The sequence below is a fragment of the uncultured Lentibacter sp. genome, from assembly GCF_937123735.1.
Classification (GTDB): Bacteria; Pseudomonadota; Alphaproteobacteria; order Rhodobacterales; family Rhodobacteraceae; genus Lentibacter.
The window spans coordinates 1-20,134 of record NZ_CAKZKL010000049.1 but is presented as its reverse complement, the minus strand read 5'-3'; the positions used below and the strand labels follow the sequence as shown (position 1 = coordinate 20,134).

21 protein-coding genes are annotated in these 20,134 nt (G+C 61.8%); 12 read left to right on the top strand and 9 right to left on the bottom strand.

Annotation, left to right across the window (positions count from 1 at the left end):
• Positions 1–51 precede the first annotated feature (51 nt).
• A complete protein-coding gene (locus Q0478_RS13905; protein ID WP_366914921.1) occupies positions 52–879 on the top strand; it encodes a lysophospholipid acyltransferase family protein in 828 nt (275 codons plus the stop codon).
• A gap of 78 nt (positions 880–957) precedes the next feature.
• Here the strand turns inward: Q0478_RS13905 and Q0478_RS13900 are convergent, their stop codons facing one another.
• The 4 genes from Q0478_RS13900 to Q0478_RS13885 form a co-directional block, all read right to left on the bottom strand.
• Positions 958–1,884 (bottom strand): electron transfer flavoprotein subunit alpha/FixB family protein, encoded by a 927-nt coding sequence (locus Q0478_RS13900; RefSeq protein WP_298680288.1) that lies wholly within the window; start codon positions 1,882–1,884, stop codon positions 958–960.
• Positions 1,884–2,642: an electron transfer flavoprotein subunit beta/FixA family protein gene (locus Q0478_RS13895; RefSeq protein ID WP_298680286.1), complete on the bottom strand. Its 759-nt coding sequence runs from the start codon at positions 2,640–2,642 to the stop codon at positions 1,884–1,886. The genes Q0478_RS13900 and Q0478_RS13895 overlap by 1 nt, the downstream gene beginning before the upstream one ends.
• A gap of 297 nt (positions 2,643–2,939) precedes the next feature.
• Entirely contained in the window at positions 2,940–3,512 is a 573-nt protein-coding gene (locus Q0478_RS13890) for a cob(I)yrinic acid a,c-diamide adenosyltransferase (protein WP_298680284.1), read from the bottom strand.
• A gap of 4 nt (positions 3,513–3,516) precedes the next feature.
• Positions 3,517–3,720: a twin transmembrane helix small protein gene (locus Q0478_RS13885; protein ID WP_298680282.1), complete on the bottom strand. Its 204-nt coding sequence runs from the start codon at positions 3,718–3,720 to the stop codon at positions 3,517–3,519.
• 102 nt (positions 3,721–3,822) lie between these two features.
• On the opposite strand from Q0478_RS13885, the gene Q0478_RS13880 reads away from it, so the two are divergent.
• Positions 3,823–4,800, top strand: a complete 978-nt coding sequence (locus Q0478_RS13880) for a DMT family transporter (RefSeq protein WP_298680279.1) — start codon at positions 3,823–3,825, stop codon at positions 4,798–4,800.
• Here Q0478_RS13880 and Q0478_RS13875 read toward each other — a convergent pair.
• Together Q0478_RS13875 and Q0478_RS13870 are read right to left on the bottom strand one after the other, a co-directional pair.
• Positions 4,718–5,545 carry an SDR family NAD(P)-dependent oxidoreductase gene (locus Q0478_RS13875; protein WP_298680277.1) on the bottom strand — a complete coding sequence of 276 codons (828 nt, stop codon included), beginning with the start codon at positions 5,543–5,545 and terminating at the stop codon, positions 4,718–4,720. The two genes, Q0478_RS13880 and Q0478_RS13875, sit on opposite strands and share 83 nt — an antisense overlap.
• A 38-nt stretch (positions 5,546–5,583) precedes the next feature.
• Positions 5,584–6,168 carry an SH3 domain-containing protein gene (locus Q0478_RS13870; RefSeq protein ID WP_298680275.1) on the bottom strand — a complete coding sequence of 195 codons (585 nt, stop codon included), beginning with the start codon at positions 6,166–6,168 and terminating at the stop codon, positions 5,584–5,586.
• A 166-nt stretch (positions 6,169–6,334) separates the two neighbouring features.
• Between Q0478_RS13870 and parC the strand changes: the two genes are divergently transcribed.
• From parC to Q0478_RS13855, 3 genes are all read left to right on the top strand, one after another.
• Complete coding sequence (gene parC / locus Q0478_RS13865) at positions 6,335–8,674, top strand: DNA topoisomerase IV subunit A (RefSeq protein ID WP_298680272.1); 2,340 nt, start codon at positions 6,335–6,337, stop codon at positions 8,672–8,674.
• A 100-nt stretch (positions 8,675–8,774) separates the two neighbouring features.
• On the top strand, positions 8,775–9,959 hold the full coding sequence (locus tag Q0478_RS13860) for a DUF898 family protein (RefSeq protein WP_298680270.1): 1,185 nt from the start codon (positions 8,775–8,777) through the stop codon (positions 9,957–9,959).
• Positions 9,959–11,083 carry a M48 family metallopeptidase gene (locus Q0478_RS13855; protein ID WP_298680268.1) on the top strand — a complete coding sequence of 375 codons (1,125 nt, stop codon included), beginning with the start codon at positions 9,959–9,961 and terminating at the stop codon, positions 11,081–11,083. Before Q0478_RS13860 ends, Q0478_RS13855 begins: the two co-directional genes overlap by 1 nt.
• 232 nt (positions 11,084–11,315) lie before the next feature.
• On the opposite strand, the gene Q0478_RS13850 is transcribed toward Q0478_RS13855, so the two are convergent.
• Positions 11,316–12,533: an MFS transporter gene (locus Q0478_RS13850; RefSeq protein WP_298680266.1), complete on the bottom strand. Its 1,218-nt coding sequence runs from the start codon at positions 12,531–12,533 to the stop codon at positions 11,316–11,318.
• Positions 12,530–12,961 (bottom strand): MarR family winged helix-turn-helix transcriptional regulator, encoded by a 432-nt coding sequence (locus Q0478_RS13845; RefSeq protein WP_298680264.1) that lies wholly within the window; start codon positions 12,959–12,961, stop codon positions 12,530–12,532. Before Q0478_RS13845 ends, Q0478_RS13850 begins: the two co-directional genes overlap by 4 nt.
• 378 nt (positions 12,962–13,339) lie before the next feature.
• On the opposite strand from Q0478_RS13845, the gene Q0478_RS13840 reads away from it, so the two are divergent.
• The 5 genes from Q0478_RS13840 to Q0478_RS13820 all read left to right on the top strand — a co-directional run bounded on the left by Q0478_RS13840 (position 13,340) and on the right by Q0478_RS13820 (position 18,470).
• Complete coding sequence (locus Q0478_RS13840) at positions 13,340–15,199, top strand: ABC transporter ATP-binding protein (RefSeq protein WP_298680262.1); 1,860 nt, start codon at positions 13,340–13,342, stop codon at positions 15,197–15,199.
• The gene (locus Q0478_RS13835) at positions 15,199–17,031 is read left to right on the top strand and encodes an ABC transporter ATP-binding protein (protein ID WP_298680261.1); all 1,833 of its coding nucleotides are present in this window, start codon (positions 15,199–15,201) and stop codon (positions 17,029–17,031) included. The genes Q0478_RS13840 and Q0478_RS13835 overlap by 1 nt, the downstream gene beginning before the upstream one ends.
• A gap of 163 nt (positions 17,032–17,194) precedes the next feature.
• Positions 17,195–17,485 carry a 50S ribosomal protein L28 gene (rpmB, locus tag Q0478_RS13830; protein WP_298680259.1) on the top strand — a complete coding sequence of 97 codons (291 nt, stop codon included), beginning with the start codon at positions 17,195–17,197 and terminating at the stop codon, positions 17,483–17,485.
• A gap of 99 nt (positions 17,486–17,584) precedes the next feature.
• Positions 17,585–17,932, top strand: coding sequence for a hypothetical protein (locus tag Q0478_RS13825; RefSeq protein ID WP_298680256.1), 348 nt, complete (start codon positions 17,585–17,587; stop codon positions 17,930–17,932).
• A 46-nt stretch (positions 17,933–17,978) separates the two neighbouring features.
• Positions 17,979–18,470: a copper chaperone PCu(A)C gene (locus Q0478_RS13820; protein ID WP_298680254.1), complete on the top strand. Its 492-nt coding sequence runs from the start codon at positions 17,979–17,981 to the stop codon at positions 18,468–18,470.
• A 152-nt stretch (positions 18,471–18,622) separates the two neighbouring features.
• On the opposite strand, the gene Q0478_RS13815 is transcribed toward Q0478_RS13820, so the two are convergent.
• Entirely contained in the window at positions 18,623–19,321 is a 699-nt protein-coding gene (locus tag Q0478_RS13815; protein WP_298680252.1) for an NAD-dependent deacylase, read from the bottom strand.
• Between the two features lie 250 nt (positions 19,322–19,571).
• Between Q0478_RS13815 and Q0478_RS13810 the strand changes: the two genes are divergently transcribed.
• Positions 19,572–19,883, top strand: coding sequence for a hypothetical protein (locus Q0478_RS13810; protein WP_298680251.1), 312 nt, complete (start codon positions 19,572–19,574; stop codon positions 19,881–19,883).
• Between the two features lie 78 nt (positions 19,884–19,961).
• Positions 19,962–20,134 (top strand): CHC2 zinc finger domain-containing protein (locus Q0478_RS13805; protein ID WP_298680320.1); only part of this gene is annotated, 173 nt, incomplete at its 3' end.

Genomic DNA, 20,134 nt, shown 5'->3' with positions numbered 1-20,134 from the left:
CCAGTGGTAGAGCACGCGCAAGATAAGCCAGTCATCACCCAAGAGGCCGTCGTGAGCAACACTTACGACCGTCGTTCGCTGACCTATGCGAACTCCTTTGACAGCCCCGCCAAAGCCCTCGTGATCAAATCCATCGAGTGGTGCACAGGCAAGCTCACCATCCTGCGCCTTGTGCGCAAGTTCGAGCGGCAAGGCCCCCCCACGGGGCAGGCCTTTTGGCCCGCGGTGCTCAAGGTCATGGGCATTGAGCTCAAGACACCCCAATACCAGCTTGACCGAATTCCTGTAGATGGCCCGGTTGTGGTTGTTGCCAACCATCCCCACGGGTTGGTTGATGGGATGATTTTTGCCGATCTCATTGGCCGCGTGCGCAATGACTATCGCATCCTCACCAGGGCTTTGCTGACGGGGATAGACGAAGCCGCCACCGAATATATGATCCCGGTGCCGTTTCCCTACGAGGATGACGCACAGAAAAAATTCGTCGAAATGCGCGCCAAGGCCATGGCACATCTCAAAGAGGGGGGGCTCGTGGCGCTGTTTCCCTCCGGCGTCGTGGCGTCCAGTGATACGGCCTTCGGCCCTGTCATCGAGCGCGAGTGGAATGTCTTCACCGCCCAGATGATCCGCCGCTCCGGCGCGCGCGTTGTGCCGATCTTCTTTCCTGGCTCCAACTCGCGCTGGTATCAGATCGCCAACCGCATCTCCGCGACCCTGCGCCAGGGCCTACTGCTGCATGAGGTTGTGCACAGCTGCAACAAGGATCAGGCCCCCGTCGTCGGCGCGCCTCTGACAGACGAGCAAATGGAGCTTCTGGAAAAAGACCCCCGGGGCTTCATGAGCTGGCTCAGAGAGCACACGCTGTCTTTGAAAGATTGAGAACAACAAAAAAAGGCCCACCAAATTGGCGGGCCTTATCGGTTGCGTAGGGTGCGCATTTACTGCGCACCTTTGTCGTTACAGCTTTTCCATCAACTCAGGCACAGCCGTGAACAGATCGGCCACAAGGCCATAGTCCGCAACCTGGAAAATAGGTGCTTCCTCGTCCTTGTTGATCGCCACGATGATCTTGCTGTCTTTCATACCTGCAAGGTGCTGGATCGCGCCGGAGATGCCGACTGCGACATACAGCTCAGGTGCCACCACCTTACCGGTCTGGCCAACCTGCCAGTCGTTGGGCGCATAGCCCGAGTCCACCGCCGCGCGCGAGGCGCCCACAGCCGCACCCAGCTTGTCCGCAAGGCTCTCGATCAGCTTGAAGTCGTCTTCGGAGCCAACACCGCGGCCACCGGACACAACCACCCCTGCCGAGGTCAGCTCGGGGCGGTCAGACGCGGCAACCTTGTCTTCCACCCAGGAAGACAGGCCCGGATCACCGGCTGCCGAAATGGTTTGAACCGAGGCAGAGCCGCCTTCGGCTGCTGCATCAAATGTAGATGTGCGGAAGGTGACAACCTTTTTGGCGTCCGATGATTTCACCGTCTGGATCGCGTTGCCCGCATAGATGGGCCGCTCAAATGTGTCGGCGTCCACAACGCCTGAGGCGTCGGAAATAACCATCACGTCGAGCAAGGCCGCCACGCGGGGCATTACGTTCTTCGCGTCTGTGGTGGCCGGGGCGACGATGTGGCTGTAATCGCCCGCAAGCGAGACGATCAGCGCCGCTGTCGGCTCCGCAAGGCGGTGGCCCAGGGTTGCGTCTTCGGCCACGAGAACCTTGCTTACGCCGCTGATTTTCGCGGCCGCTTCGCCTGCCGCCGCAGCCGAGGCGCCACAGGCCAAAACAGTCACGTCACCAAGCTTTTGCGCCGCCGTCACAGCCTTGGCTGTTGCGTCCATGGCAAGCTCGCCATTGTTTACTTCTGCAAGTAGGAGAACCGACATTACACTGCCCCCGCTTCTTTGAGTTTCGCCACAAGCTCATCCACTGAGCCCACAATTTCGCCCGCCTTGCGCGCTTCCGGCTCCGTGGTGGAGACGATCGCAAGACGCGGTGTCACATCCACGCCGTAGTCCGCAGCTGTCTTTTCATCCAGCGGCTTTTTCTTCGCTTTCATGATGTTGGGCAGCGAGGCATAGCGCGGCTCGTTGAGGCGCAGATCAACGGTGATGATGGCCGGCATCTTCACGTTGATCGTCTGCAAACCGCCGTCCACCTCGCGGGTCACGATGGCCTTGTCGCCGTCCACGTCAAGCTCGGAGGCAAATGTGCCCTGTGACCAGCCGAGCAGGGCCGAAAGCATCTGGCCTGTCGCGTTCATGTCGTTGTCAATCGCCTGCTTGCCGGCCAACACGATGCCGGGCTGCTCTTCTTCCACAACCTTGGCCAGGATCTTGGCCACAGCCAGTGGCTCGATGTCCTGATGCACATCCTCCGTGGCGACAACGAGAATGGCACGGTCAGCGCCCATGGCGAGGGCTGTGCGCAGGGTTTCCTGCGCCTGCTTCACACCGATGGATACGGCCACAACCTCGTCGGCCTTGCCCGCTTCCTTGAGGCGGATGGCCTCTTCCACGGCAATCTCGTCGAAAGGGTTCATCGACATTTTCACGTTGGCGAGATCAACCCCCGATCCGTCCGCTTTGACGCGCACCTTCACGTTGTAGTCGATGACGCGTTTGACAGGCACAAGCACCTTCATTGGCTCTCACTCCTTTAAGGTTTCGTTCGGCCGCTCGCGCGACTCTCAAGTGTTCCTCGGCCTGAATATCGCCTCGGGCCATGGCGTAACAGAGCAAAATCGTCACGTTTTGTCTCAGGGACGCCGCGTTATGAGGTTTTGGCCGCTGATCTTTGCGAAAATGTTGCAGCGCGGGGCAGGCCCAACAGCCCCCGCACGTCCGTGCGGGGGCTGTTGGCGCGCAAACCGCGAACGCCCCGCGCGGGGCGGGTGCTTAGGTATTTTTGACCAGAAGAAGGAGAGGGTGCTGCGCCGCTTTCAGCGGTTCGCGCCCGGTATCCAGAGCACATCGGCTTTGCCGCCGTCATTGGCCACGCGCGCGGCCACGAAGAACCAGTCGCTCAGGCGGTTGAGATACTTGATGACCCATTCGTTGGTTTCTTCGGTGGAGGCAAGTTCCGTCGTCAGCCGTTCGGCACGGCGCGAGACCGTGCGGCAGATGTGCAGATGCGCGGCCAGGGCCGTCCCACCGGGCAGGATAAAGCTGCGCAACGGTTCCAGGCCCGCGTTCATGGCGTCTATCTCGCTTTCCAGCCGTTTGACCTGTTCTTCGATCATCCGCAGGGGCGGATATTCGGCCTCGTCATCTTTGCCGATGTCGGGCGTGCAAAGATCGGCGCCAAGGTCAAACAGATCATTCTGGATGCGCGACAGCGCCATATCTATCTCGCCCTCTGCATGGAGCCGTGCCACGCCGATGGTGGCGTTGAGCTCGTCTGAGGTGCCATAGGCTGTGACGCGGGCGGAGTGCTTGGCCACACGGATGCCGTTGCCCAGAGCCGTATCGCCTTTATCGCCGGTGCGGGTGTAGATTTTGTTGAGAACAACCATGATTTCAGGCTCCTGAGCGCATCCAGACGAAGAGCAGGATCAGGGCGACGGCAATAAACTGCCCCCCGATCCGCCAGCGCATGATGCGGTTTGCGTGTTTGCGGTTGAATTCGCCACCTTTGGCAAAGCCACCAACGCCGATCATCAAGATGATCAGCACGGCAACGCAAGCGGCAGCGGCGAGCAGGAAGAGCGGGTCTTTGGCCATGGTGCGGCTCCCTTCAAATGGGTTTCTTCCCATCTAGAGATTTTTGCGCGGATTGCGAGGGTAAATCTGGCGGAAGGGTCAAACTGCCGCTAGGGTCTGGCAATGAAACATCCCCCAGGCCCGCGCGCGGGCGACAACACTGTCTTGGCGATTTTGCTGTGCCTGCTGGCCCTGTTGTTCTTTGATTTGATGGGGCTGGTGATCAAATATCTCTCGGCGCGCTACACTGCGGCAGAGCTTTCGGCCTACCGCAATGTCTTTGGCCTTTTGCCAAGTTTTATAGCGCTTTATGCCTCTGCGGCGTGGCGCGCAGCGGGGCGACGCTACTATATCCGCCAATGGAAGCTTGGCTTTCTGCGCGGGTTTCTCGTCTCTTGCGCCCAGCTCATGTTTTACGCCTCGCTGGCCTTCATGCCCTTCGCCACAGCCTCCACGCTCTCTTATGCCTCCGCGATTTTTGCCAGCGCTCTGGCCTGGCCGCTGCTGGGCGAGCGTGTCGGCCCCCTGCGCTGGGCTGCGGTGAGCGTGGGCTTTCTCGGCGTGGTCTTTGTGGTTGGGCCCAGCAGCGAGGCCTTCGGGCCGGCCGCGCTCTTGCCGCTTGGGGCTGCCGCGCTTTACGCCACCACAGCGATCACCGCGCGGCTCTTTGACGATGATGTGGTCACGCCGCTGGTCAATGTTTATTCCTCGGGCTGTGCCTTGCTCGGCTCTCTGTTCATTGCGCTGGCGTGGGGCGGCTTCAGCCCTCTGCAAAGCTGGGCAGATCTGGCACTAGTCGCGCTCATGGGCGGCTTTGGCGGGGTGGCTGTGCTACTCTATATCATGGCCTACCGCATGACAGAGCAGAGCAATCTCGCCCCCTTCAGCTACTTTGGCATCCCGATGGCTTTTGGCCTTGGTTGGCTGTTCTTTGATGAAGCCCCTTGGGCCGATCTCTTCCCCGGCGCTTTGCTCATCGTTGCGGGGGGCGTGTTTATTGTCTGGCGCGAGCGCCGCCTCAGCCTTTCGCGATCAGCCAGTCAAGCACGCGGGTTGGCAACAGACGCCGCGCCGCCGCCATCAGATAGGTCGGTGTCGTGACAAAATAGCGTGGCTTGGGCCGTGCGCTTTCCAGCGCATGGATCAGTTTGGCCGTCACGGCAGAGGCTGGTAGCTCAAAGCGGTCTGGCCCGCGGCTCTCATAAAGCCGGCCCATGAGGCTCTCTTCATACTGCGCGCGCCGTGCCGAGGACTGCCAGTCGACAAAGCGCTCAAACGGCGGGATCGAGTTCTTGCGGATGTCCGAGGTGATCGGCCCCGGCGCGATGGTGATGATGTGCAAAGGCGTGTCGCGCATCTCGATGCGCAGGGTGTCCGTGAGGCCTTCAAGGGCAAACTTGGTGCTGGAATAGGCCCCGCGCCAGCGCATCGGCACAAGCCCGAGCACAGAAGAGCAGTTGATGATCCGCCCGTGCCCCTGCGCGCGCATCACGGGGATGACCTTGCAGGTCAGCTCGTGCACACCGAACAGATTGGTCTCATAGATCTCGCGCAGCCCCGCGCGCGGCAGGTCTTCCACCGCGCCGGGCAGGGCGAAGGCGCCATTGTTGTATAGCGCCTCCAGCGTGCCCCCCGTGCGTGCCAGCACTTCGGCCAAAGCGGCGTCAATGCTTGCGCTGTCGGCATAATCGAGCACAAAGCTCTCCAGCCCCTCGTCGCGCAGCCGCGCGCAATCGGCCTCCTTGCGGCAGGTGGCAAAGACCCGCCAGCCGCGTTTGGCCAGCCCGTGGGCGGCGTCATAGCCAAGGCCGGAAGAACAGCCGGTGATCAGAATGGATTTGCTCATGACAGTGGCTTACGCGCCTGCGACGGGGCGGACAAGGCTCAGTTTGGGTCGCTGAGCAGGAAGTCGGCCACATAGCCGATCCGCCCGCTCTCGGTCACGCGCAGTTTTACCCATGTGCCCTCTTTGGAAAGCACCTGAACGCTGTCGCCCCGGCTCAGGCGTCCCACCACATTGAAGCGCGTTCCGGGGCCCCGGCGCAAGTTGACGCTGTTGCCACTGATCTGACGCAGATCTTGCTTGGGTTTGAGAGCGGTAAGGGTATTGGCCTTAAGCGGGCTGACCGGCTTGAGCGCGGTGAGCGTGGCTGCCGGTTTCGCCGGCTGTGGCCCGGCGCGGCCACTGGCAGAGGCCAGCACCAGGTTTTCGCTGCCGCCCGAGAGCGCTTGTTGCGACGGAGCCTGGCCCACAACGGGTTTGTTTGTGCCACTGGGGGCAAGAGCGCGCGCCGCCGTTGGGCGTGATGAGGAGGTGCGCAGGGCCGAACTCTTTGGCGCCTCTGCCACCTGCGCCGCTGCCGCTAAGGCTTGGCGAGAGCCCTCTGCGGGCTGGTAGTCAGCGCCTCCGCTCATTTCGTAAAATGCCAGAAACAAGGCGCCGAATGTCACCACAATAAACCGCCACATGGCGCATACCCCCCAAACAAACACAGCAGATCTTTGCCAGCAGCCTACACGATTCGCGATGCCAAAAGCGGAGAATCTGCCCATGTTTTTCCCCGCTTTGTATAAATGCCACGTTAAGCTGCATTTTGGGATTCAATCCGCCCGCAAAAGGCTCTAAGAAAAACGCATGAGCGATTTGCTGGATGATGAAGACACGCCCGAGGCCGAGCACCTTGAGCCGCTGCGCCGCGCCATTGGCGAGCGCTATCTCACCTATGCGCTCTCCACGATCATGCACCGCGCCCTGCCAGATGCCCGCGACGGGTTAAAGCCGGTGCACCGGCGCATTCTCTATGCCATGAGCCGCCTGAAGCTGAACGCAACAGGAGGGTTCCTCAAGTCCGCCAAGATTTCGGGCGACACGATGGGTGATTTCCACCCGCATGGGGACGCCGCGATCTATGACGCCATGGCGCGCCTCGCGCAGGACTTCAACGTGCGCTACCCGCTGGTCGACGGGCAGGGCAACTTCGGCAACATCGACGGCGATAACCCCGCCGCCAGCCGCTATACCGAAGCGCGCATGACAATCGTAGCCGAAAGCATGCTCGACGGGCTTTCGGAAAACGCGGTTGATTTCCGGCCAAACTATGATGGCCGCTTAGAAGAGCCAGCCGTGCTGCCGGCCACTTTCCCGCATCTGCTCGCCAACGGCTCCACAGGCATCGCGGTGGGCATGGCGACCAACATTCCACCGCATAACATTGCCGAGCTGGTCGATGCCTGCCTGCATCTCATCAAGACACCCGACGCGCGCGACGATACCTTGCTCAATTTCGTGCCCGGCCCCGACTTTCCGACAGGCGGCACAATCGTTGAGCCGCGCGAGAATATCGCGCAGGCCTACCGCACAGGGCGCGGCTCTTTCCGCCTGCGCGCCAAATGGGAGGTCGAAGATCTGGGCCGTGGCCAGTGGCAGATCATCGTCACCGAAATTCCCTATCAGGTTCAGAAATCCAAGCTGATCGAGAAGATCGCCGAGCTGATCCAGCTCAAAAAAATCCCGATCCTCGGCGATGTGCGCGACGAAAGCGCCGATGACATCCGCCTCGTGCTGGAGCCACGCTCCAAGAATGTCGATCCGGATGTGCTGATGAACATGATGTTCCGCAACTCCGATCTGGAGACGCGCTTCTCGCTGAACATGAACGTGCTGATCGACGGGGTGACCCCCAAGGTTTGCTCGATGAAAGAGGTGCTGCGCGCCTTCCTCGATTTTCGCCGCGAGGTGCTTTTGCGCCGCTCCACCCACCGCATGGAAAAGATCGACGCGCGCCTTGAGGTGCTCGAAGGCTTCATCATTGCTTTCCTCAATCTGGACCGCGTGATCGACATCATCCGCTATGATGATGCGCCCAAGGCGGCGCTGATGCGCGAAGACTGGGGCCAGAGCTTCACCCGCGCCACAGATGAGCGCGATTATGTCAGCCCGGCCCAGAGCGGCGAAGATGGCCTCACCGAGCCGCAGGCCGATGCGATTCTCAACATGCGTTTGCGCAGCCTGCGCAAGCTTGAGGAGATGGAGCTTGTGGCCGAGCGCGACAAACTCATGCAAGAGCGCGCCGGGCTGGAAGACCTGCTGGAAAGCGAGGCGTTGCAGTGGGCCGCCATTGCCGACCAGCTCAAAGACGCCAAGAAAACCTTCGGCAAAGACTATGAAGGCGGCGCGCGCCGCACCGTCTTTGCCGAGGCGGGCCTTGTTGAGGACGTCCCGCTGGAAGCGATGATCGAGAAAGAACCGGTCACGATTGTCTGCTCGCAAATGGGCTGGATCCGGGCCATGTCGGGCCATATTGATCTGACCCGTGAGCTCAAGTTCAAGGATGGCGACGGCCCGCGCTTTGCCTTTCACGCCGAGACAACAGACAAGATCGTGCTGATGGGCTCCAACGGGCGCTTTTACACGCTCTCCGCCGTCAATCTTCCCGGTGGGCGCGGCATGGGCGAGCCTGTGCGCCTGATGGTCGATCTGCCCAACGAGGCCGAAATCGTCTCGCTCTTCGTGCATCATAAGGGCCGCAAACTCGTGGTCGCCAGCTCCGAGGGCAACGGCTTTGTCGTGCCCGAAGACGAGGTCATCGCCCAGACCAAGACAGGCAAACAGGTGCTCAACGTCAAAGACGATACGCGCGCCGCAATCTGCAAGCCGCTCACGGGCGATCATGTCGCCATCGTCAGCCAGAACGGCAAGTTCCTCGTCTTCCCCGTGTCCGAGCTGCCAGAGCTCGGCCGCGGCAAGGGCGTGCGCTTGCAAAAATATAATATGGCGCGCGGCAAACAAGGCGCGCTGGAGCTTGACGGTGGCCTATCAGACCTCACCACATTCACTTGGGCCGAGGGCCTCAGCTGGCCCATGGGCGGCGGCAAGACCCGCACCGAGACAGACCTCTCCGACTGGCTTGGCAAGCGCGCAGGCGTGGGCAAACGCCCCCCTTACGGCTTCCCGCGCAGCATGAAGTTTGACTGAGCGCCACATATCTCCTTGATTTGCGCTTTGCCCGCGCAGCATAGTTGTCAAACCGTAAGCAGCCGCCAAGGGCTGCGTTTTGGACAGCAAGGATTTCCCCATGAGCGTCTCAAGTGACATTCACGGCCAGTATCGTGGCAGCCGCGGTGCGCTGTTCGCGCTCGCGCTCAAAGTGGCGCTGCTCACGCTCATCACGCTGGGCCTCTATCGCTTCTGGGGCAAAACCCGCATTCGCAAATACATCTGGTCCTCCACCGTGGGCGATGGCGACGCCTTTGAATACACTGGCACGGGCCTTGAGAAATTTCTCGGCTTTCTTGTTGCCGTGGTGGTGCTGGCGCTTTACCTCGGCATCGTCCAGATGCTTTTATTCTTCGGCGGCCTGAATTACGGCTTTGATCCGGCCACGCCCGAAGGCGCGCTGGCGCTCAATGCGCTGATTTACATCAACCTGCTCGCGCTTGCACCGCTTATCTTTTACGCCACTTACCGCGCGCGGCGCTATAAAATGGCCCGCACCCGCTGGCGCGGGGTGCGCTTTGGCATGGAAAAAGGCGCCTGGGGCTACGCCCTGCGCGCCATCGGCTACACGCTCTTAACTGTCGTCACCCTCGGCGCACTTCTTCCGCTCTCCTCCTTCAAACTTGAGAAATACATGGCGGATCGCAGCTATTTCGGCGATGCGCGCTTTGAGCAGCATGGCAAATGGACAGCACTTTACGGCGCGGCCAAGCATCTCTTTTTCGGCCTTGCGGTTGTCTTGCTCTCGGTTGGTGCGGGCGCGGCTCTTCAGGCACCGGTGCTGCTGGGGGGCGGGGTTTTGCTCGGCTACATCTGGCTTGCTGTCGGGGTCGTTTACTACCGCGTCCATGCCTTTCGCTACATGGCTGCCCACCGCACATTGGGCGATGAGATCACCTTCACAGCCCAGCCCACCACAGGCGAAGTTATCAAGATCTACATCTTCGGCACACTGATCATTTCGCTCATCCTCGGGGTGCTGATCTTTATCGGCGTGGCCCTCTTCACCGCCGCGATGAGCATGGTCGGCACAACCTCTATGGCCCCTGTCTTCACGCTCATGGGGGTGCTCTATGTTGTGGCGCTCTTGCTCTCGGGCGCCATGGCGCTCATCTTCATCACCCAGCCCACCATCGCGCATTTCATCACCACTTTCACGGTGCACCGCGCCGAGGCGCTCAACGCAATCCAGCAGCGGGCCACAGAAACAGGCGTCGATGCCGAAGGCTTCGCCGACGCGCTCGACATCGGCGGTGCGATCTGATGCTTGAGGCGGATGGCAGCTTCTTTGACGGCTCATCCGCCGCCAAGCACAAAGTCACCCTGCGCCTTGATGAGGCGCGGGGCTTTCTCACCTTCGATGGCGAAGCCCTCGCGCAGCCCGAAGAATGGCCCCTTGCCGAGCTGCGCCTCTTGCGTGACCAGCCCACAGGCGGCTGGCTCACCTTCGCGCTGCACATTCAGGGCGAAGACGAAACCCTGCACCACGCGGCGCGCCTGAGCTGCCGCGATGGCGCGATGAACGCCGCCCTGCGCCGCGCCGCGCCCAACCTCACCCGCCGTGACATCCACAAAGGCATAGGTCTGCGCGTGGTGACAAAGCTCACCCTCGCCGTGGTCGCCGTGCTGGCAATGATCTTCGTGATCCTGCCCGCCATGGCCACAAGCCTCGCCTACCTCATGCCGCGCGAGCGCGAGGTGCAGTTCGGCCAGGCCGTGGTCAACCAGATGGAGTGGTTCCTCTCAGGCGAGCGCACGGGCGATCTGGCCTGCACCAACCCCGAAGGTCTGGCAGCGCTTGCCAAAATGGAAGCCCGCCTCACCCAGGGCCGCGAAATGGACTATGACCTCGACATCAAGGTGTTTGACCACAGCATGGTCAATGCCTTCGCCGCTCCGGGCGGTCAGATCGTCCTCCTGCGCGGCCTGCTTGACAAAGCCACAAGTGCGGAGGCCGTCGCCGGTGTGCTGGCGCATGAAATAGGCCATGTCGAAAACCGCGATGCCACCATCGGCGCTCTGCGCGCCGCAGGCTCCGCCGGGCTGCTCTCCATGGTGCTGGGCGATTTCTCTGGCGGCACCCTGGCGGTTCTGGTCACAGAACATCTCATCTCGACAAGCCACACCCGCAAAGCCGAGACGCTGGCCGATGACTACGCCCTAAAGGCGCTCGCCCATGCCGAAGTGAGCAGCGAGGGGCTCGCCACCTTCTTTGACTATGTTATCGAACGACAAGGGCAGGGGCCAAGCCTGCCCGCTTATCTCAACAGCCACCCCCCGTCACAGGCCCGCGCCGCCAAAAGCCGGGGCTTCGCCGCCACGCAACAGGCCACAAGCCCGGTGCTCACCGAGGCCGAATGGGCGGCGCTCAAAGCAATCTGCGACTGAAGTCGCCAATCCTTTCAACTGGCCCCGGCTTCAAGCCACGAGAAAGGTGCTCTGCCCATCTTGAGTGATCCTGTGCAAACCGGGTGGGGCAACGCGGTGCGATGAGGTGCTCAGCACAGTCCCCAGTTGGCGAGATATATTTCCAATAGGGGGTTTTGGTATCGCAAGAAAACCGTTGTGAGAAGCAGCAGGGCCAAGACCGCCAGGGATAGGCGCAGAGTTATCCCGGCTGTCATGCGCTGGCCCTGCGCTCTGCCAAAGTGCGTTCGCTGATTGGCCAATTCAAAACAGCGGCTAGAAGACTCAGTCCAATCGCGATACCCCATGCCGTGTCATAGCTGCCTGTCCGGTCATAGAGCCACCCACCAAGCCACCCCCCGGCGAAAGACCCCAGTTGGTGTGCAAAAAACACGATGCCCGCGAGCATGGACATATGCTTGACTCCGAAAACCGCAGCAACCGTTCCGTTGGTGAGGGGCACTGTCGACAGCCAGAATAAGCCCATCACAGCCCCAAACACATAAGCGGATGTCGCTGTGACAGGGAGAAGAACAAACCCCGCAATCGCCACGGCACGCCCCAGATATATCCATGACAGCAACAGAGGCTTGCGGCGCATTCCGCCCCACAGGCCCGCGTAATAGGTGCCAGCAATATTCACGAGGCCGATCAACGCCAGCACAATCGTCGCCACACCGCTGCCGATGCCTTCGTCGGCCAGAAAAGCGGGCAGATGAATGGCGATAAACACGACCTGAAAGCCGCAGGCAAAAAAGCCGAGCGACAACAACCAAAAGTCGCGCAGCCCAAAGGCATCGCTGAGCGCCTGCCCAAAGGAAACATCCTCGGCGGCGTTCGCTACGGGGGCGGCTGCGTTCCGGATTCCGAAGGCGAGCGGAAAGATCGCAAGCACCAAAACCGACAGCGCAATCAATGCGCCTTGCCAGTCCAGACCGACGATCAAACCGAGCGAGACCGGCAGCATCGCAAACTGCCCGAAAGAGCCAACCGACATGGTGATCCCCATGGCCAGCGAGCGCTGCTCAGGTGCCACAAGGCGGCTGATCGCGGCGAAGATCACCGGGAACGTCGTTCCAGACAATCCCAACCCGATCAACACCCCCGCGCCAAGGATGAAGGTGGCTTCACCGCCAACAAGGCTCATGGTCCAAAGGCCCGCCCCATAAAGCAGGGCGCCAACCGCCACGATAGGCTTCGCCCCGAACCGGTCTGACAGCATGCCGCTGAAAGGCTGGCTTGCGCCCCAAACAAGGTTTTGCAGGGCAATCGCAAAGGCGAAGGTTTCGCGGCCCCAACCTTGATTCAAGCTCACAGGCTGTAAAAAAAGCCCAAACGCATGACGCACGCCGAGGGAAATCAGCAAGATCAAGGACCCGCAGATCAGCGCAACGCCTGCGCCGTGCCATTTGCTGTCTGGCTGCGCCCTCATGCCATGTCTCCTGTCCGGGGGCTGGCTTTGTCGGGTTGCGCCGCAACCTTCGCCAAAAGCGCCAGCGTGTCTGCGCCAATCATCTGTGCGAAATCCTGTTGCGCGACACGCCAGAGCGGCAGCGCCATTTGAAGAGCCTCACGGCCCGTCCCCGTCAAACACACCACGCGCGTCCGCCCGTCCTCGCCCTTGCCGGTCTTGACCAGAGACTGCTTCTCCAAAACCCGCAAATTGCGGCCCAGAGTGCTCCGGTCAAGCGCGACGATCTCTGCCAGCTCAGTGATGCAAATCGACCCTGCCTCATCAATGCGCCGCAAAAGCCGGAACATGGTAACCTTGATGCCCACCGGAGCGAGCACCGCATCATAATATGCTGTGCTTTGCGCGGCGGCTTGCCTTAGTGCGGTGCAGATACAAACGTCTTCCATAATGCGGGTATATACCTGCAATTAGCACAGGGCAAGCCCGCTTGGCTGCCCACGCGTCTTCTTCTGGTCAAAAATACCTCGGGGGAAAGCTGCAAAGCCGCAAGCTTTGCAGCTTGGGGGCAGCGCCCCCAACCGCGCGCAGCGCTTGTCCTGTGTGCCGCAGGCACGCTGCTGCGTCACTTGCCACAAGCACGGCGCGCAAAAGGGGGTGACTCCCCTTATCCCCTCCGTTACGCTTCACAGGTGAACAAAGGAGGGCAACATGTTTTACGGGATCTGGCACAAAAAAGGGTGATCGTCCGAACCCCGGACAACGTATCCTGACTGAGGCGCCTTGCGCTTCGGCGTAGTCCACGCATCCTTGCAAGGTCCTGTCCCATGAAAAAGCTCTTCACCTATTTCGAATCCCTCGTTGACCCTTACGGCCCTTACCCGCGCGAAGATGTGCCGCCCAAAACGCTCTGGCGCTTCATGCTGGGCTATACGCAGCCCTTCAAGCGGGTGTTCTGGGCCGCAGGTCTCTTGTCAGTCGCCGTTGCGGCCATAGAAATCGGCCTCATCTACTATATGGGCTGGCTCGTTGATCTGCTTGCAGGCCCGCCCGCCGAGGTCTGGGAGGCGCATGGCAGCTTCCTCATCTGGCTGGCGCTTTTCGTGCTCTTCATCCGCCCCGCGATCCAGCTCCTCGATGTGCTCTTGCTCAACAACACCATCCTGCCCAATGTCGGCACGCTGGTGCGCTGGCGCGCGCACAATCATGTTCTGCGCCAGTCTGTTGGCTGGTTTGAGAATGATTTTGCCGGCCGCATCGCAGGCCGCATCATGCAAACACCCCCCGCAGCGGGCGAGGCGGTGTTTCAGGTCTTTGACGCGCTCACCTTTGCGCTGGCCTATGTGATCGGCGCGGCGGTGATGCTCTATGGCGCCGATATGCGCCTCGTGCTGCCGCTGCTGGCGTGGTTTGTCGGCTATGGCTGGCTCATGCACTGGACCCTCAAACGCGTTGGGCCCGCCTCGCAAAAGGCGTCCGATGCCCGCTCCGCCGTCACCGGCCGCGTGGTCGACAGCTACACAAATATTCACTCCGTCAAAATGTTTGCCCACCACGATGGCGAAATCACTTTCGCCCGCGACGCCATCGAGGAGGCTCGCCGCACCTTTGTGGAAGAAATGCGCATCTATACCACGATGGATTTCGTCCTCGTCGTGCTCAACGGCGTGCTCATCGTCGGCGTGGTTGGCTGGGCCATCTACCTCTGGATGCAGGGCGCGGCCAGCGTGGGGGCGGTTGCCGCCGCCTCGGCCCTCACGCTCCGCCTCAACGCCATGACAGGCTGGATCATGTGGGCGCTCACCTCGTTTTTCCGCCAGCTTGGCGTGGTGGCCGAGGGCATGGAGACCATCGCCCAGCCGATTGATCTGGTCGATGCCGAGGACGCCAAACCGCTCTCTATTTCCAAAGGCGAGATCGTGATCGAAAACCTCACCCACCGCTACGGCCGCGACATCGGTGGGCTTGAAGGCGTGACCCTCACCATCAAGGCAGGCGAGAAAGTCGGCCTCGTCGGCCGCTCCGGCGCGGGCAAATCCACGCTGGTGAAGCTGCTCTTGCGCTTTTATGATGCCGAGGCAGGCCGCATCCTGATTGACGGTCAGGACATTTCCCAAGTCACCCAAGACAGCCTGCGCCGCCAGATCGGCATGGTGCAGCAAGACAGCTCGCTTCTGCACCGCTCTTTGCGCGAGAATATCGCCTATGGCCGGCTTGAGGCGACAGATGCCGAAATCTGGCAAGCCGCCAAAGAGGCCGAGGCGCTGGAGTTTATCGAAACGCTGGAAGACATGGAGGGCCGCCGCGGCATGGCGGCGCAAGTGGGCGAGCGCGGGGTGAAGCTTTCGGGTGGTCAGCGCCAGCGCATCACACTCGCCCGCGTGATCCTCAAGAACGCCCCGATCCTTCTGCTCGATGAGGCCACAAGTGCGCTGGATTCCGAGGTCGAGGCCGCTATCCAGGACACGCTCTATGGCATGATGAAGGGCAAAACCGTCATCGCCATCGCCCACCGCCTCTCCACCATCGCCGAGATGGACCGGATCGTGGTGCTCGACAAAGGCCGCGTCATCGAAGAGGGCACGCATAGTGAATTGCTCGCCAAGGGCGGCGTCTATGCCGATCTCTGGGCGCGTCAGTCGGGCGGCTTTCTGGGCGACACAGACACAGAGGAGGCCGCCGAATAATGGCCGAAACCGCCTACCACCGCCTCGTCTGGCGCGCCGTGCGCCTGATCGACCCGATGCGCCCCGCGCGCGGGGCGCCGCCAACCGAGCTTTGGGCCTTCGCGCGCTGGTGCCTTGCGGGCGCATGGCCTGTCATCGCGCTGGCGGGGGTCATTTCCGCACTCTCGGGCGCGAGCGAAGTCCTGTCAATGTATGTGCTCGGCGAGGTGGTCGATATCGCCGCCTCGGGCGCGCCGCTCTCCCGGCACATCTGGCTGCTGGCCTTCGGAGCCTTCCTGCTCATCGGCCTGCGCCCCGCCTTCTTCGGGCTCAACGCGGCTTTCCAGTCGGTCGTGCTGGGGCCAAACCTCTTCAAGCAGATCCTCGGCCGGCTCAACCGCTGGACGCTGGGCCAATCGGTCGGCTATTTTGATGACGATTACGCAGGCCGCCTGGCGCAAAAGCAGGTGCAAGCCACCCGCTCGCTCACCGAAGTGGTGATCGAAACGGTCAACGCCATCCTCTTCGCGCTGGCCTCGGTTGTCGGCTCGGCCCTGCTTGTGGCGGCGATTGACACGCGCCTTCTGCTCATCCTCTTTGGCTGGATCGCGATTTACGCGGCCTACCTGCGCTACTTCCTGCCGCGCATTCGCGCGCGCTCCAAAGTGCGCGCCGCTGCGCAGGCCATGGTCTCGGGGCAGGTGGTCGACACCATCACCAATATCAAAACGGTGAAGCTCTTTGCGGGCGACGCTGTAGAAGAGGCCGCCACCTCCGATGTGCTCGAAACCCTGCGCGAACGCGCGGTCTATTTCGGCGAGCTTTCCTCGGTTTTCCGCTTCGGTCTTATCTTTATCGCGGGGCTTCTGCCGGTGGCGCTGCTGGGTGCGGCGCTCTACTGGCGCGAAAGCGGTGTCACACCGGGCGATATCGCCGCCACAGGCGCGGTCTCCATCCGCCTTGCGCAAATGTCGGGCTGGATCAGCTTCGTGCTGATGACAATCTATATGCACCTCGGCGAGGTCGAGGACGGGATGCGCACACTCGCCCCCGCCAAGCGCCTGCGCATTGGCACGGGCGCAAGCCTCGCCGTGCCCAAAGGCGAGATCCGCTTTGAAGATGTGACCTTCTCCTATGGCCGCGATGTCGGCGGGGTGACGGGCATTTCGCTCACCATCCACGCAGGCGAAAAGCTCGGCATCGTCGGCGCGTCAGGCGCAGGCAAGTCCACGCTCGTCTCGCTGTTGCTCAGGCTGTATGACCCTGAAACAGGCCGCGTCCTCATCGACGGGCAGGATATTTCCGATGTCACAGAGCCAAGCCTGCGCCGCGCCATCGGCATGGTCACGCAGGAAACCGCGCTGTTTAACCGCTCCGCACGCGACAACATAACTTACGGGCGCGAAGACGCGCGCGAAGCGGCCCTCCACGCGGCCATTGATAAGGCCGAAGCACGCGACTTCATCGACACCCTGCAAGACGGGCAGGGCAGGCGCGGTCTAGAGGCCCATTTGGGCGAACGCGGGGTCAAGCTTTCGGGCGGGCAACGCCAGCGCATCGCTCTGGCAAGGGCGATCCTGAAGGACGCGCCCATCCTTGTGCTGGATGAGGCGACAAGCGCGCTCGACAGCGAGGTCGAAGCCTCGATCCAAAGCGCGCTCACCCGCGTGATGGAAGGCAAAACCGTGCTCGCCATCGCCCACCGCCTCTCCACCATTGCCGCGATGGACCGTATCATCGTGATGCGCGAGGGGCAGATCGTGGAGGAGGGCAGCCACGACGCACTGATTGCAAAGGGCGGTATCTATGCCGATCTCTGGGCGCATCAGTCCGGCGGCTTTCTTGCGCCCTAGCGCGCCGCAGGCAAATTCGAGCGGTCCGCGCGCCATATGGGCTTGACGGCTCGGGCGATTCCGCCTAATGAGCGCGAACAGAATTCACGGGGGGCCGCTTGTCGGCGCCCTATCGTATGGTCGCTGGACACTGGCGGCATCAGAACAAGATGAGGATGAACCCATGTCACGCGTTTGCGAATTGACCGGAAAAGGCCCGATGGTTGGCAACAACGTAAGCCACGCGAACAACAAAACGCGTCGTCGCTTCCTGCCAAACCTCAACGATGTAACCCTTCAGTCCGAAACATTGGGCCGCGGCTTCAAGATGCGCATCAGCGCCCACGCGCTGCGCTCGGTGGATCACCGTGGCGGTTTGGACAAGTTCCTTGCCAAAGCCAAAGACGCCGAGCTCTCCGCGCGCGCGCTGAAGGTGAAAAAAGAGATCGCCAAGGCGCAAACAGCCACAGCGTAAACCGCTGGCGACACATCATTTGAAGCAGCCTCGCCCTCGGGCGGGGCTGTTTCGTTTTGTCCCCTTGCATCTGTGGCGCTCTGCGCTACATCTGGGGGCATGAAGCGCTTGCACGCCCATATCTCCGCCCTCTTGGTCGCGGTCCTTGTGCTCACCGGCCACGCGATGGCCGAGGCGCGCACCATGACCAATGCCGCGGGCGAACTCGTGCTCTGCACAGGCACGGGGCCGCTGACCATTCTGGTTGATGCCGAGGGCAAGCCCACAGGCCCGCCCCACATCTGCCCCGACTGCGCGCTGGCGCTCTTTGCCGATATCACCCCGCCTGTCACACTTCCCGCAGCGCTGGTTCTGGCGGGCGCGCCGCTGCGCTTTGACCATGTGGCACATCTCAAGGCCCAAAGCCTGCACGCCGCCAGCGCACGGGGGCCACCCGCCTTTCTCTGACTGTTCTTATAACTTCTCAAAAAACATTCAGACGAAAGGTAGAGCCATGTCTCTCAAATCAACCCTTCTCGCGGCCGTGGCCGCAACCGCCCTCGCCATGCCAGCCTTTGCTGATGGCATGATGATCAAGGACAGCTACGCCCGCGCGGCGGGCATGAGCGCCTCCGCAGGCGCCGCCTTCATCGTGATCGAGAATCACACCGGCGAAGACGACCGCCTGATCAGCGCCAGCTCCGACATTGCCAAGCGGGTCGAGCTGCACACCCATATCGAAGACGCCAACGGCGTGATGAAAATGACCCATGTTCAAGAGGGCTTCCCTGTCAAAGCGGGCGAAAGCATCACCATGCAGCGCGGTGGGCGGCATGTCATGTTCATGGGCCTCACCGAAGCGATGGCGCAGGGCGATATGGTGACGGTCACGCTGACGTTCGAAAAGGCTGGTGATGTGGTGGTCGAGGTGCCTGTGGACCTTGAGCGCAAGCCGATGCACGGCAGCATGGGCCACGGCCACATGAAAAAAGACGGCGACAGCTAAGAGGCATTGCGCCGCGCCTTCGGCGCGTCGCCCCGGGGGGCTGGTGGCTTTGCCACCAGCCCCCTTTGCATTTGGCAGAGGTTGCTTGGCCACATGGGCGGTGTTCGGTTTGGCAGGCGGTGGGATTGGATATTTATAGCAATAAGAAAGAGCTAGGAGGTGCTTTTCGCTGCCAGCTCGTTCACCCACGCAGGGACGGTCTCGCTCGCGGGGCCGAGGCGCAGGTCGTCAAACAGGGAGTGACCTGCGGAGGGCTCAAGGTTCATCTCCACGGTCGGAAGGCCCAGGCGGCGCGCCTCGGCGACAAAGCCGGCGGCGGGGTAGACATTGCCGCTCGTGCCGATGGCCGCAAAGAGCGTGGCCTTGCTGAGGGCTGCGTCGATCTTTTCCATGCCGTAGGGGATTTCACCGAACCAGACGATATCTGGCCGCGTGGCCTGCGCGCCGCAGTGGGGGCAGGGGTCCGACACCTGCATCACCATGGGCGCCTCCCAGCGGGCCGCGCAGGCCGCACACATGGCTTGCGCCAGGCTGCCGTGCATATGCAGCACATTTTGCGCGCCTGCGGCTTCGTGCAGCCCGTCGACATTCTGTGTCACGATCAGCACTTCATGTTTGGCCTCAAGCGCCGTGAGCGCCACATGGGCGGCATTGGGCGTGGCTGCGGCCGCCTCGGCGCGGCGCTGGTTGTAAAACCCCAGCACCAGCTCGGGGTTGCGCTCAAAGCCCTCCGGCGTGGCCACATCTTCGATCCGGTGCTGGGCCCAAAGCCCGCCCTCATCGCGAAAGGTGCCCAGCCCGCTCTCAGCTGAGATGCCTGCGCCTGTCAAGATGACGATCTGTTCGCCCATGGTTCATGTTCCTTCTGTGGCCTTGCGGGGATGATCTGGCCAACGTGCTTGGGGGCAAACATGCCCTGAGGGTCGGGGTGGTTTCAACGGGTTTCTGTGCTGGGCCGGATCTCTGCGTGCCTAGTGCCCCCGAGGTCAGAGCAGATCTGTTCTTTGGCTCTGGCGTTCAGGGCGGCGCGGGCGCTGACTTTTGAAACTGGCCGCGCTAGAAAGTGCCATGCGCGCCAAAACAGATCAGCAGAGAGGCCCCATGAAACATATGTTTGCAAGCACCGTTGCGCTGTGGCTCGGGGTGGGTGCGGCCCTGGCGGAAAGCCCGGAGCAGCGGGCCATGCGCTGTGCGGCGCAAGGCGAAATTCTGCGCGAGGCCGTGGTATTGCGGCTGCGGTTTGTCAGCGAGCGCAAGGCCAAGCAAAACATCACCCGCGCCACCGCCCCCGAGATGCAGGGGGCCGTTCCCTTACTGGTGGGCTATGCCTATAGCCTGACGCGCAAAGAGCTGCGCCAAGGAGACCTTGCAGCCAGTTTTGAGGCACAATGCCGTGCACTGGATGTGAACTGAAGCTGTATAGGCCCGGCCTGTGCCGGCATCTGCGTTTGTGAGCTTGCCGCCGACGCGCCGAGGCCCCATATTGGCCAAATGTCGCTGCCACCCGGATTTCTCGATGAGCTTCGCACCCGCACCTCGCTCAGCCAGGTTGTGGGCCGCAAAGTCATGTGGGATCAGCGCAAGTCTAACCAGGGCAAGGGCGATATGTGGGCCCCTTGCCCTTTTCACCACGAAAAGACAGCCTCTTTTCACGTCGATGACCG

Excerpts from the sequence above, each read along its gene's own strand:
- Q0478_RS13895 (WP_298680286.1), bottom strand. The coding sequence starts at position 2,642 with ATGAAGGTGCTTGTGCCTGTCAAACGCGTCATCGACTACAACGTGAAG.
- Q0478_RS13810 (WP_298680251.1), top strand. The coding sequence starts at position 19,572 with ATGAAACATATGTTTGCAAGCACCGTTGCGCTGTGGCTCGGGGTGGGT.
- rpmB (WP_298680259.1), top strand. The coding sequence starts at position 17,195 with ATGTCACGCGTTTGCGAATTGACCGGAAAAGGCCCGATGGTTGGCAAC.
- Q0478_RS13880 (WP_298680279.1), top strand. The coding sequence starts at position 3,823 with ATGAAACATCCCCCAGGCCCGCGCGCGGGCGACAACACTGTCTTGGCG.
- Q0478_RS13820 (WP_298680254.1), top strand. The coding sequence starts at position 17,979 with ATGTCTCTCAAATCAACCCTTCTCGCGGCCGTGGCCGCAACCGCCCTC.
- Q0478_RS13860 (WP_298680270.1), top strand. The coding sequence starts at position 8,775 with ATGAGCGTCTCAAGTGACATTCACGGCCAGTATCGTGGCAGCCGCGGT.
- Q0478_RS13900 (WP_298680288.1), bottom strand. The coding sequence starts at position 1,884 with ATGTCGGTTCTCCTACTTGCAGAAGTAAACAATGGCGAGCTTGCCATG.
- Q0478_RS13835 (WP_298680261.1), top strand. The coding sequence starts at position 15,199 with ATGGCCGAAACCGCCTACCACCGCCTCGTCTGGCGCGCCGTGCGCCTG.
- Q0478_RS13845 (WP_298680264.1), bottom strand. The coding sequence starts at position 12,961 with ATGGAAGACGTTTGTATCTGCACCGCACTAAGGCAAGCCGCCGCGCAA.
- Q0478_RS13870 (WP_298680275.1), bottom strand. The coding sequence starts at position 6,168 with ATGTGGCGGTTTATTGTGGTGACATTCGGCGCCTTGTTTCTGGCATTT.
- Q0478_RS13825 (WP_298680256.1), top strand. The coding sequence starts at position 17,585 with ATGAAGCGCTTGCACGCCCATATCTCCGCCCTCTTGGTCGCGGTCCTT.
- Q0478_RS13890 (WP_298680284.1), bottom strand. The coding sequence starts at position 3,512 with ATGGTTGTTCTCAACAAAATCTACACCCGCACCGGCGATAAAGGCGAT.
- Q0478_RS13875 (WP_298680277.1), bottom strand. The coding sequence starts at position 5,545 with ATGAGCAAATCCATTCTGATCACCGGCTGTTCTTCCGGCCTTGGCTAT.
- parC (WP_298680272.1), top strand. The coding sequence starts at position 6,335 with ATGAGCGATTTGCTGGATGATGAAGACACGCCCGAGGCCGAGCACCTT.
- Q0478_RS13855 (WP_298680268.1), top strand. The coding sequence starts at position 9,959 with ATGCTTGAGGCGGATGGCAGCTTCTTTGACGGCTCATCCGCCGCCAAG.
- Q0478_RS13885 (WP_298680282.1), bottom strand. The coding sequence starts at position 3,720 with ATGGCCAAAGACCCGCTCTTCCTGCTCGCCGCTGCCGCTTGCGTTGCC.
- Q0478_RS13815 (WP_298680252.1), bottom strand. The coding sequence starts at position 19,321 with ATGGGCGAACAGATCGTCATCTTGACAGGCGCAGGCATCTCAGCTGAG.
- Q0478_RS13850 (WP_298680266.1), bottom strand. The coding sequence starts at position 12,533 with ATGAGGGCGCAGCCAGACAGCAAATGGCACGGCGCAGGCGTTGCGCTG.
- Q0478_RS13840 (WP_298680262.1), top strand. The coding sequence starts at position 13,340 with ATGAAAAAGCTCTTCACCTATTTCGAATCCCTCGTTGACCCTTACGGC.